General features: G+C 37.5%; 11 protein-coding genes and 1 pseudogene. All 12 read right to left on the reverse strand.

What is annotated here, in order from left to right:
- Nucleotides 1–23: 23 nt before the first annotated feature.
- Nucleotides 24–248, reverse strand: coding sequence for a hypothetical protein (locus B5P40_RS18945; protein WP_000752391.1), 225 nt, complete (start codon nt 246–248; stop codon nt 24–26).
- Nucleotides 249–263: 15 nt separating this feature from the next.
- Nucleotides 264–1,313 (reverse strand): P-loop NTPase, encoded by a 1,050-nt coding sequence (locus B5P40_RS18950; protein ID WP_113709630.1) that lies wholly within the window; start codon nt 1,311–1,313, stop codon nt 264–266.
- A gap of 60 nt (nt 1,314–1,373) precedes the next feature.
- Nucleotides 1,374–1,610, reverse strand: coding sequence for a molybdopterin converting factor subunit 1 (gene moaD, locus B5P40_RS18955; RefSeq protein WP_046957769.1), 237 nt, complete (start codon nt 1,608–1,610; stop codon nt 1,374–1,376).
- A 4-nt stretch (nt 1,611–1,614) separates the two neighbouring features.
- Complete coding sequence (moaE, locus tag B5P40_RS18960) at nt 1,615–2,079, reverse strand: molybdopterin synthase catalytic subunit MoaE (RefSeq protein ID WP_113709631.1); 465 nt, start codon at nt 2,077–2,079, stop codon at nt 1,615–1,617.
- Nucleotides 2,060–3,367: a molybdopterin molybdotransferase MoeA gene (moeA, locus tag B5P40_RS18965; protein WP_113709632.1), complete on the reverse strand. Its 1,308-nt coding sequence runs from the start codon at nt 3,365–3,367 to the stop codon at nt 2,060–2,062. Before moeA ends, moaE begins: the two co-directional genes overlap by 20 nt.
- Before the next feature lie 18 nt (nt 3,368–3,385).
- Nucleotides 3,386–4,402 (reverse strand): molybdopterin-synthase adenylyltransferase MoeB, encoded by a 1,017-nt coding sequence (locus B5P40_RS18970; RefSeq protein WP_113709633.1) that lies wholly within the window; start codon nt 4,400–4,402, stop codon nt 3,386–3,388.
- A 24-nt stretch (nt 4,403–4,426) separates the two neighbouring features.
- Nucleotides 4,427–5,206: a formate channel gene (locus B5P40_RS18975; protein WP_002107908.1), complete on the reverse strand. Its 780-nt coding sequence runs from the start codon at nt 5,204–5,206 to the stop codon at nt 4,427–4,429.
- Nucleotides 5,207–5,406: 200 nt separating this feature from the next.
- Entirely contained in the window at nt 5,407–6,423 is a 1,017-nt protein-coding gene (moaA, locus tag B5P40_RS18980) for a GTP 3',8-cyclase MoaA (RefSeq protein ID WP_113709634.1), read from the reverse strand.
- Nucleotides 6,424–6,443: 20 nt separating this feature from the next.
- Nucleotides 6,444–7,241 carry a formate dehydrogenase accessory sulfurtransferase FdhD gene (gene fdhD / locus B5P40_RS18985; RefSeq protein ID WP_113709635.1) on the reverse strand — a complete coding sequence of 266 codons (798 nt, stop codon included), beginning with the start codon at nt 7,239–7,241 and terminating at the stop codon, nt 6,444–6,446.
- A 16-nt stretch (nt 7,242–7,257) separates the two neighbouring features.
- A complete protein-coding gene (locus tag B5P40_RS18990) occupies nt 7,258–7,602 on the reverse strand; it encodes a Na-translocating system protein MpsC family protein (RefSeq protein WP_113709636.1) in 345 nt (114 codons plus the stop codon).
- A 115-nt stretch (nt 7,603–7,717) separates the two neighbouring features.
- The gene (locus B5P40_RS18995) at nt 7,718–8,200 is read right to left on the reverse strand and encodes a helical membrane plugin domain-containing protein (RefSeq protein WP_000729895.1); all 483 of its coding nucleotides are present in this window, start codon (nt 8,198–8,200) and stop codon (nt 7,718–7,720) included.
- 12 nt (nt 8,201–8,212) lie between these two features.
- Nucleotides 8,213–11,151, reverse strand: a pseudogene (gene fdhF, locus B5P40_RS19000) (formate dehydrogenase subunit alpha).
- Nucleotides 11,152–11,153: the final 2 nt, after the last annotated feature.

Below are 11,153 nucleotides of genomic sequence, written 5' to 3' on the forward strand. Positions count from 1 at the left end.
AAAAAACAAAAGCCAAAGCGTATTTATTTTATAATCAGCAATAATTGAGTATTTCTCATCTCTCGTTCTTCTTCACTAACTAAGTCATACTTTTTTAAAAGATGAAAGATATCATTTAATATTTCCTGTGAATGATTACCTTGCAAAAATCCCTTCAATCCTGTAAAAATCTCTTTAGGCAAAAAACTCTTCTGACTTTCAAGCTTATTCATTACATCTTCCATAGAATGATCGATATTACACGCCATACTAAACTTCCCCCTCTATCCTTTATAAATAATATCCTCCGCTAACGATGTAAACACTTCTCCTACAAGAGAGTCTTCATCATATACAGATGAACCGTTATTTTCTTCTCGTTTTGCAAAAGGTATTTGTGCAATCACTTCTGTTTGCAATTGTTCTGCAAGCATTTCGCCGCCACCTTTTCCGAAGAGATAATTTTTCGATCCATCTTGTTCTTCATAATAAGCCATATTTTCTACAATCCCTAAAATCTCGTGTTTCGTATGTTTTGCCATAACACCTACTCTAGATGCTACGAATGAAGCTACGTTGTGTGGTGTTGTAACGATAATTTCTTGCGCCTGCGGGATCATTGCTGCAACATCAATAGCTACATCTCCTGTGCCAGGTGGTAAATCAAGAAGTAAATAATCTAATTCTCCCCAGTGCGTATTCGCAAGGAAATTTTGAATCCATTTATTTAACATCGGTCCGCGCCACATAACTGGGTTATTTCCTTCCGTAAAAAATCCCATCGACATAATTTTAACACTGTGACTAACAACTGGAATTGCTGTTTGATCAATCATCGTCGGTTTTTGATTCGTTTCCATCATAGCTGGAATGCTAAAACCATATATATCTGCATCTAATATCCCCACTTTTTTGCCCATACGAGCTAAAGCAGTTGCAAGGTTAATTGTCACCGTTGATTTTCCAACTCCACCTTTACCGCTCGTTACAGTAATAAATCGTACCCCTGAATCAAGGTGAAGCATGCTTGGCATTCCAGTTTCTGTTCTAGTATTTTTCTTTAACTTCTCTGTTAGCGCAGCTCGTTCTTCTTGTGTCATAGAACCAAATGTCAAATCTACCTTAGATGCACCAATTGCCTGAAGAGACTCTTCCACATCTTGTTGAATTTTTGCCTTTAATGGACAACCTTGAATCGTTAGCACTACTTCAAGTTTAACCTCTGTTCCATTCATTTGTATATTTCTAACCATATTTAATTCTACAATACTTTTGTGTAACTCCGGATCCTCTACATGTTTTAATGCGTTCATTATTTGTTCTTGAGTAATCATAGAACTCATCCCTTCTCGTATTCGAATTTATATACAACATCTTCTTGGCGAAAAAGCTTATTATCCCCCACTAACGGGCGGGATTAATGCGACTATATCTCCGGCTTTTATCATCTCTTCATCCGTTACAAACTCTTCATTAACAGCCACCATCACTCTATCAAGCGATTGTAAGCAATAGCTTGCTTTGAGCCATTCTGTTAATTGTTGAACTGTCATTTCTTGCTTTTCTAAAATTACTAGTCGATCCGATCCGACTTCCTCACGTAAATTTGCGAACAATAAAATTGTAATCATCTTCTCATTCTTCCTTCTTCGGTTTTCCTTCTGGATATGCCGTATTTTCAAGTTGATCTCCAATCCACATCGTCCCATCTTCCCAAAATTCTTTTTTCCAAATTGGGACGATTTGTTTTATACGTTCAATCGCGTATTCATTCGCTTCATACGCTACTTTACGATGCGGTGATGAAACTGCAATAACGACCGCAATATCCATGATTTCTAGCCGCCCTACTCGGTGCATAATTGCTACTTTTGCGTCCGGCCATTTCCCGTTAATTTCTTCTCCAATTTTCGTAAGTTGTTTTACTGCCATCGGTTTATATGCTTCATACTCTAAATGTAACGTTCGTTTTCCTTTTGTTAATTCTCTCACCGTACCAATAAATGTTGTAATTGCACCTGCTTCTCTTCTTGCGACTTTATTCGTTACTTCTTCAACTACAATCGGTATATCTACAATCTCAAATAGCGCTTGTCCCATTAAAAACACCTCTCACTTTATAAAATGCCCCAGGCCATTCACTACCTTCGTTATCTTCCAGCAAGAGAACATCTACGAACATATCTTTTTTATAACCTCTCGTACCACCTGGAAGTACAATAAATATATTTGTCTCTGCTAGAGAAGAAACCGAGCTAGATTTATCAAACCCTGACGGATAAGCAATTAATTGCCCTTCGTTATATGTCAGTTTTGCTCGCACAAATCTTGTAAATGGATTTGGTTTTAGAAAATCTTCTCCTAATAACGCTTTTTCTCTTTTTACATGTGCTTTCTCACTAAACATATACGTCCGAATACAAGGTCTTACAAATAATTCAAATCCTACGTAACAAGCAGATGGATTTCCTGATAAACCAAATAATAACTTGCCATTTAATTGTGCTACAGTCGTAACACTACCTGGCCGCATTGCAACTTTATTGAAAAGAATCGATGCACCTAACTTTTCATAAATAGCTGGTAAATAATCGTAATCCCCTACTGATACACCGCCTGTTGTAATGAGCATATCTACTTGGCTTAACGCTTCTTTTACAGCTGTGAAACATGTATGAAAATCATCGCTAAACTTCCCAAAATATTTTACTCTTCCGCCCGCTCTTCGAATTTGAGACAATATCATATACGTATTACTATTTCGGATTTTCCCTGGTTGTAATGAATCATTTACATCCAGCAATTCACTACCGGTCGCTAATAGTCCAATTACAGGCTTTCTCGCAACTGGCACCTCGCTATACCCGAACGTAGCAAGAAGAGCTGAAATACCTGGATGAATGTATGATCCTTTTTTTGCAAGAACCGTTCCTTTACGAGCATCTTCACCTTGAAAAGAAATATTGTCGCCCGCTTTGAATGATCGCTTCACTTCCATATAATTGTTGCCAGCTTCCTCATATTGACAAGTCAGCTCTAACATAACAACCGCATCACACCCATTCGGAATTTGTGCTCCCGTCATAATTCGAACTGCTTGAAACGGACCTACATTCTCATCGAATAGCGATCCTGCGCCAATTTCACCAACTACTTTAAATGCAATTGGCGTTTCATAACTCGCTACATTCGTATCTTCTGCTCTAATAGCAAATCCGTCATACGGTGAACGATTGAATGAAGGTACGTCATGGTCAGCTATTAAATCCTCCGCTAATATACGTCCGTAAGCTAATTCAATAGGTAGTAGCTCCTTTAATCCCTCATTAGCAAATCCCATTACTTTACGAACAGCTTCTTCAACCGTAATTGGCACTCTTCTTTCCATTATTGACAACCCTTTCTATTAACCGAATACGCGATAATATAATTGTTTCGCTTTCGAAATATCATTTGTACCATGAATGAAAACACGAGCATCTCGAAAAATAACGACGCGGTAATCATTTAGTTGGCAAGATAGTAAATACGGATTCCGATCTACTTTCCCTAGTTTATTTAATACCTTTTCCATATCGTCAAAATCGTACTTTCTATTTTCCACTGGCCTAATTTGCACTGTATTTCTTCCGCATAAAGCAGCTACCTTCGTTTGGTTTTCGTATGATAAATAAGGATAAGTTCGATTCGAACCGCACGAAGGGCAATCGTCTGTTTTGATTTTCCCTAGTTTTATAAAATGGTTTTGATTACTCCATATATCAAACATGAAAAATGTTTTTCTAATTGCTGAAAAATCTCCTACTAAAATTTTGAATGCTTCCGCCACTTGATATGCTGCGACAACTTGAACAGTCGGGCTAATAATTCCAGCTGTATCACATGTCACACCTGTAACAGGAACGTTCTTCAGCACACAATGTAAACATGGTGTCTCTTGCGGAATAACCGTATAACTCATACCGTACGATCCAACGCAAGAACCATATACCCAAGGAATATTATGTTTTTGTGATAAATCATTTATTACAAATCGAATATCGAAATTATCTGTTGCATCAATTATTACATCTACATTTTTTAATAGGTCTTCCATGTTTTCTGCACTTGCATCCATTACGAAGGCATCTATGTGTACTTCCGAATTAATTCGCTCTAACCGGTTTTTAGCAGCAATTGCTTTCGGCATTTTCTCTCTCGCATCTTGTTCAGAGTACAATTGTTGCCTTTGTAAATTACTCCATTCAACGTAGTCACGATCAATAATCGTCAATTTGCCAATACCTGCACGTACGAAACTTTCGGCACTTGCACTTCCTAATGCGCCTGCTCCTACAATTAACACATGTTTATTTCGAATTTTTTCTTGCCCTCTACTCCCAATCGGTTTGAACAACTGTTGTCGTGAATACCGCTCAGCCATTACATACCCTTCCTCTCAAGAACTCTATTTCATATTAGAATGTTGTTTTTGATAACAAGCAAAGTAAGCAAATCCAACAAATCCAGCTCCTCCAATTACATTTCCGATAAAGACAGGAACAAAATTTCTAGCAAGATCCATCCACGTCAGATGACCTGCAAAAATAACTGCCGAGATGACAAACATATTTGCTACTACTTGCTGAAATCCAATCACTACAAATGCCATAATTGGAATCCAAATTCCGATTATTTTCCCGACAAAATCACTCGTCCCATAAGCGAGCCAAAGCGCAAGACAAACGAGCCAATTACATCCAATGGCTAAAATTAAAGTTCTTCCAAACGTTTCATGTAACTTTCCTTCTGCTATCGCTACCGTTTTATTTAAATAATCTCCCTCTGTTAATCCGCCAAGATGACCGAAACAATACGCAACAAAAATAGCTCCCACGAAATTCATGAAAGTAATCCAAACCCAGTTATTTAGTACACTTACCAATGTAATTTTCTTTGCATAAAGCGCCATAGAAAGTGACATCATATTTCCGGTAATTAATTCTCCTCCTGCTAATACGACGAGCATCAGTCCAACAGGAAAAACCGCTCCTCCTAAAACATTCACTAAACTCCCCCAGCGCTCAGGTAAATTACCTAAAACGCGAATGTTAAGTAAAAAACCGAGCGAAATAAACGCTCCTCCTAAAAAACCGAGAATAAGCATTGCTGGCAACGTCTGACTTACTTTTTGAACACCGGCCTCAATTACGAGTTCAGCAATTTGTTCCGGTTTATGAAATGCCATTACTAATTCCTCCATTTTCTCCAAATAAAAAAGCAGCTTCAAAAAACCTCCTCAAAATAAAGGTTTTTGAATGCTGCTTAATTTCTCTGCACATCTTTTACAGAGATATCAATCATCACTTTTACTATAAAATAGAAAATCTACAAACGTTGCACATTTTCCATTTTGTATATACTTCATCATAGCGTCACTTTTATATATCAACCACCAATATGTGACATTTCAATTTTAGGTATTCTTTTTTTACTTGTATTATTTAAGCGTTCATCTGAATAACGATCTTCTCGATTGTTCCATATATCGCGTACGATATATGTTATTTCCTCGTCAGTGTATCCAGATCGAAGTAGTTCTCTCAAGTCATTTCCTTTAGAAGCGAACAAACAAGTATATAATTTTCCTTCTGCAGAAATACGTGCTCTCGTACATGATGAACAGAAGGAATCTGTTACTGATGAAATAATACCTATCTCTTCATCACTTCCAATATAACGATAGCGAGTAGCAACTTCACCTGCATAATTCGCTTCTATCCGTTCTAATGGCATAACTTGATGAATGGCATCTACTATTTCTTGTTTAGAGACAACCTCTTTTAACTCCCAACCGTTATAATTTCCAACGTCCATATACTCAATAAACCGAAGAATATGCTTATTTCCCTTAAAGTATTGCGCCATCTGCAAGATGTCCTGTTCGTTTTTCCCTTTTTGAACGACCATGTTTATTTTAATTTTCATACCAACTTCAGCTGCAGCCTGTATTCCTTCCAGAACCCTTTGCACTTTGCTTCTATTACCATTCAAATAGAAAAATCGCTCTTCTTCTAAGGAATCTAAACTAACTGTCACACGTGATAAACCCGCCTTATATAAATCAGGAGCAAACTTTTTCAGTAGTGATCCATTGGTTGTTAAACCGATATCCTCCACACCTTCTATTTTATTAAGGCGCTCAATAAGCTGCGGAAGACCTCTTCGAAGTAACGGTTCTCCGCCTGTAATTCGTAACTTTCTTACACCTAAAGAAACAAAAATACGTGTTATCCTTTCAATCTCATCAAAAGATAAAATTTTATCATTAGACAAAAACGAATAATCAGGACCAAATATTTCTTCTGGCATACAATAACGACAGCGGAAATTACAGCGATCAGTAACAGAAATACGTAAATCCTTTAAAGGACGTTGTAGTTTGTCTAATGTGACAGATTTCATATTTATTGCCTCACTTTTACTTATTTTATATTTACAACACGCTCTGGATGCGTATATATATTTAAGGATTGATTACGAATAAACCCTATCGTAGTAATACCTAATTCTTCTGCTAGCTGCAAAGCCAACTCAGTTGGAGCTGATTTTGACAATATAATTTCACAACCAATCTTTGCAACTTTCAATAATATTTCCGAAGAAATACGACCACTAAATACAATGATTTTATTCCTTATAGAAATATTATTTTTTAAACAATAACCGTAGATTTTATCTAATGCATTATGCCTACCGATATCCATTCGGCTTAAAACAATGCCATTCACATCGCACAAAGATGCATTATGAACGCCACCTGTATGTTGAAACGTCTCCGCAGATTGCTGCATTTCTTTCATTAATCGAAAGCAGTCTTCTGCAGCAACCTGTACATGGACACCATTCATTTTTTTAGCGCTTAGTGCATCATTTGCAAAAACAAACCCTTGTCTACTCATACCACAACAGGAAGTAATATATCGTTTATTTTGCATTTGTTCATAATACGGATTTACTTTTGTCGTTGTTACATGTACAAATCCTTCTTTTTCCTGTACCCATATGTCATCAATATCTTCATACTTCCGAATGATTCCTTCAGATGCCAAGAACCCGATTACCATGTCTTCTATATATTCTGGAGTACTAACCATTGTAACAAACTCCTGTCCGTTCATTTTGATCGTGACTGGAAACTCTGTTACAATGCTGTCCTCTATATGCTTAAACGCCCCTTGTTCATAACGGAAGATTTCTCTTTCTACCTGTATCGGTTTCACGATCAGTATCCTTCTCTCACGTTATATTTTTATCAAAAACAAATACCGAAACTGCAATATCCTCTTCTACTTTCATATCTGAAAATAAATTCACTAATTTCGCTTCAACAAGTTCCTCCAAGTGTTCACGGGAATTCGCAGCATACACTTCTTGAATCATTTTCGTTCTAGCCATATGAACCATTTCCGCACCGTCCATCGTACTTGAAATGAATTTTTCAGTAGGTGTTAAGTTTCCATAAAGGGTTGCAATCGCCATATTTTCAGCAAATACAGTATGAATTCTTTCCGGCCCTTTTCCGAAAAGTTCTTTTCGAAGTTTTCGTATCATATCATTAAATTCATGTACTTTTTTTGACATACAATTATACCTCCCAAAAGCCTCATTTTACTTTATTATATATTTTACCAAAATGATCCTTCCGCCCAAACTATTTCGTACAAACATTTGGGCGAAAAGGTTCACTTCATGAAGTTTATTCGTCTTTTAACCCTTTCCCCATACCTTTTAAGAAATGAAGTCCAAACCCGATAGCACGGTTAATGTCTGGGTCTTTCAATACTTTCATAAGATCGAATACCCCTACTTTTTTGTTACTCTCTAGATGTTCATTACCTTCTTCTAGTCCTACTAATAAGCTACCTATAAGCTTTTTCGTAAGCCCCGGATCAAGTTCTGTTAGAGCACCCGCAGCACCCATCATATTATTAATTAAATTTGTAACAGGCTCACGAGTCACTTGGCCAAGAACAATCTTTGCGATTGGTTCTTTCGCCTTTAGCATAGAATTTGCAGCTTCTAGCATTCCGATGTCATTTAATTCCCCAACAATATTAAACATTTGATTTAAAGCTTCTTCATTATTAGCTAGGAGCTCTTTTAAATCATCTAATTTTTGCTGTTTTATTTCTTCCTCAGTTAATTCTTGTTTTTGAATCATTTTTATAGGTGCAGCCATATTTTTCTCCTCCTACTTATCCGTTAAATGCACATACCCTGGACGTGCCCACTTACGATTTACCTCAATACCAGCTTGAGGATGACGTTTTTTGTTACGTGGGTTCGCTTTTGGCATCGGATTTGCGCCATCAACTTCTAGCACTTCCATACGCACTTTCGTTTGTTTATAAGCAGGTGTGTTCGTACGTACGTCCACAGCAGGACCTGTTAAGAAATTAATTGCTGTTTCATTATCTGTAGAGTTCATCGGTAAATATAACTCATTCGCTTTTACACGGTCTGTTACAAGTGCACGTAATTTTAATGCTCCAAAAGGAGAAACAAGACGAACTAATGAACCTGTTTTCACTCCACGTTCTTTTGCAAGTGCTGGAGAAACTTCAACAAACACACCAGGTACTTTCGTTTGAATACCTGTTGATTTATTTGTCATATTCCCTTCATGGAAATGTTCAAGCATACGACCGTTATTAATGTGAAGATCGAACTCCGCTGGGAATTCAGCTGGACGTACCCAGTCAGCAATCGCAAAACGAGCTTTTTTATCTGGGAAATTAAATCCATCTTGGAAAAGTAATGGTGTATTCGTTCCATCAAAACTTCCCCAATGGAAACTATTCCAGCCTTCAAGTACTTCATAATTTGCTTGTGAGAATAGGGTGATAAACTTGCCATTTCCGCAAAAATTTCACTTGGATGGCTATAATTCCAGTTTGCTCCTAATTTATTAGCAATCTCCTGCACAATCCACCAATCTGGCTTCGCATCTCCAAGCGCAGGAAGAACTTGATACAATCTTTGTACACGACGCTCTGTATTTGTGAAAGTACCTTCTTTCTCAAGAGACGGTGCTGCCGGTAATACAACATCTGCATATTGAGCAGTTTTAGATAAGAAAACGTCTTGCACAACGAAGAAATCAAGGCTTGATAACACTTCGTGTACGTGGTTCGCGTTTGAGTCTACAAGAGCCATATCCTCTCCGACAAGATACATAGCTTTCATTTTTCCTTCGTCAATTGCGTGCAGCATTTCAATATTATTAAGACCTGGTTCACTATTAATTTTCACTCCGTACGCCATTTCAAATTTCGCACGTTCCATATCATTAGTAACGTGCTGATATCCAGGAAGCCATCCGGGTAAAGTACCCATATCACAAGCACCTTGTACGTTATTATGACCTCGAAGTGGATATGCACCAGCACCTGGACGACGATAATTACCTGTTGCAAGAAGTAAGTTTGAAATCGCAGCGGAAGTATCAGATCCACCTGTATTTTGCGTTACTCCCATACCCCAAAGGATACATGTACCATCTGCATCACGAATCATTTCAGCCATTTCAATAAGTGTTTCTTTTGAAATACCAGTCATTTCTTCTGCATATTCAAGTGTATATTCTGTAAGACTCTCTTTAAAATCTTCAAAGAAATTTACATTCTCATCAATAAATCGTTGATCGTGCCAGCCTTGATCAATCATATATTTCGTAACAGCCATTAACCATACTTGATCTGTTCCTTGTTTCGGGCTAATAAAGACGTCTGAACGCTCTGCCATTTCTGTTTTACGAAGATCAGCCACAATTAATTTTTGTCCGTGTAATTTATGCGCACGTTTAATGCGTGTAGCTAATACTGGATGACCTTCTGTCGGATTACAACCTACAATCATAACAAGACCGGATTGTGCGATATCTTTAATTGTTCCAGCATCTCCGCCCATACCAATTGTACGGAATAATCCGTCCGTTGCTGGTGATTGACAATAACGTGAGCAGTTATCAATATTATTCGTTTCAAATACTTGTCGAGCTAATTTTTGAATAACATAATTGTCTTCATTCGTAATTTTAGATGAAGAAATAAAACCGATAGCATCTTTACCGTACTCTTCTTTAATCGATCCTAATTTACTTGCAACTACATTCAATGCTTCTTCCCATGTAGATTCAACAAACGCTCCATTTTTACGAATTAAAGGTTTCGTAATTCGTTCCTTAGAATTTACGAAATCCCAACCGAATTTTCCTTTTACACAAGTAGAAATTGCGTTAACTGGCGCATCAGAAGAAGGCTGTACTTTAAGGATTTTACGCCCTTTCGTCCACACTTCAAATGAACAACCTACACCACAAAATGTACATACTGTTTTCGTTTTCTTCGTACGAGTATCACGCATGGCCGCTTCCACTTCTGATACCGCAAAAATACCGCTATATCCAGGCTCAACTTCTTTAATTAAATCTACCATCGGTTCAAGAATATCTGGTTTTAATCCCGTCATAAATCCAGCTTCACCGAGCATCGTCTTCTCCATTAAAGCGTTACAAGGACAAATGGTTACACATTGACCACAGCTCACACATGAAGAATCATTAATATTTACTCCTTCATCCCAAATAACTCGTGGACGTTCCGCTTCCCAGTCTATTGATAACGTTTCATTTACTTGTTAGTTTTGACACACCTCAACACATTGACCGCATGCAATACATTGATTAGGATCATAACGATAAAACGGATGCGTCATATCAACTTCACTTACATCTACTTTCGGTTCATAAGGATATTTTTGATGCTCGATTTCCATTAATTCTGCTGTATTATGCAGTTTACAATTCCCATTGTTGTTGTCACATACCGTACAGTATAGTAAATGATTTTCTAGCAATCGATCCATCGCCTCTGTTTGCGCTTCTTTTACACGAGCAGAATTACGTTCAATGTTCATACCTTCTGTCGCCACTGTCGAACAAGAGCGCATTAACTTTCCGTCAACTTCTACGATACAAGTGTCACATGTTTGAATAGGATCTACTTCTGGCACGTAACAAATTTGTGGATGTTCAATACCGTTCTCATTAATAATACCCAGTACCGTTGAACCGGGCTCCGCTGCATACTTTTTTCCGTCAATTGTAATATAAACCATGTTGTCATTCATGG

The sequence above is a fragment of the Bacillus sp. SRB_8 genome (genome assembly GCF_003264205.1).
Lineage (GTDB): Bacteria > Bacillota > Bacilli > Bacillales > Bacillaceae_G > Bacillus_A > Bacillus_A mycoides.

Excerpts from the sequence above, each read along its gene's own strand:
- B5P40_RS18945 (WP_000752391.1), bottom strand. The coding sequence starts at position 248 with ATGGCGTGTAATATCGATCATTCTATGGAAGATGTAATGAATAAGCTT.
- B5P40_RS18950 (WP_113709630.1), bottom strand. The coding sequence starts at position 1,313 with ATGATTACTCAAGAACAAATAATGAACGCATTAAAACATGTAGAGGAT.
- moaD (WP_046957769.1), bottom strand. The coding sequence starts at position 1,610 with ATGATTACAATTTTATTGTTCGCAAATTTACGTGAGGAAGTCGGATCG.
- moaE (WP_113709631.1), bottom strand. The coding sequence starts at position 2,079 with ATGGGACAAGCGCTATTTGAGATTGTAGATATACCGATTGTAGTTGAA.
- moeA (WP_113709632.1), bottom strand. The coding sequence starts at position 3,367 with ATGGAAAGAAGAGTGCCAATTACGGTTGAAGAAGCTGTTCGTAAAGTA.
- B5P40_RS18970 (WP_113709633.1), bottom strand. The coding sequence starts at position 4,402 with ATGGCTGAGCGGTATTCACGACAACAGTTGTTCAAACCGATTGGGAGT.
- B5P40_RS18975 (WP_002107908.1), bottom strand. The coding sequence starts at position 5,206 with ATGGCATTTCATAAACCGGAACAAATTGCTGAACTCGTAATTGAGGCC.
- moaA (WP_113709634.1), bottom strand. The coding sequence starts at position 6,423 with ATGAAATCTGTCACATTAGACAAACTACAACGTCCTTTAAAGGATTTA.
- B5P40_RS18990 (WP_113709636.1), bottom strand. The coding sequence starts at position 7,602 with ATGTCAAAAAAAGTACATGAATTTAATGATATGATACGAAAACTTCGA.
- B5P40_RS18995 (WP_000729895.1), bottom strand. The coding sequence starts at position 8,200 with ATGGCTGCACCTATAAAAATGATTCAAAAACAAGAATTAACTGAGGAA.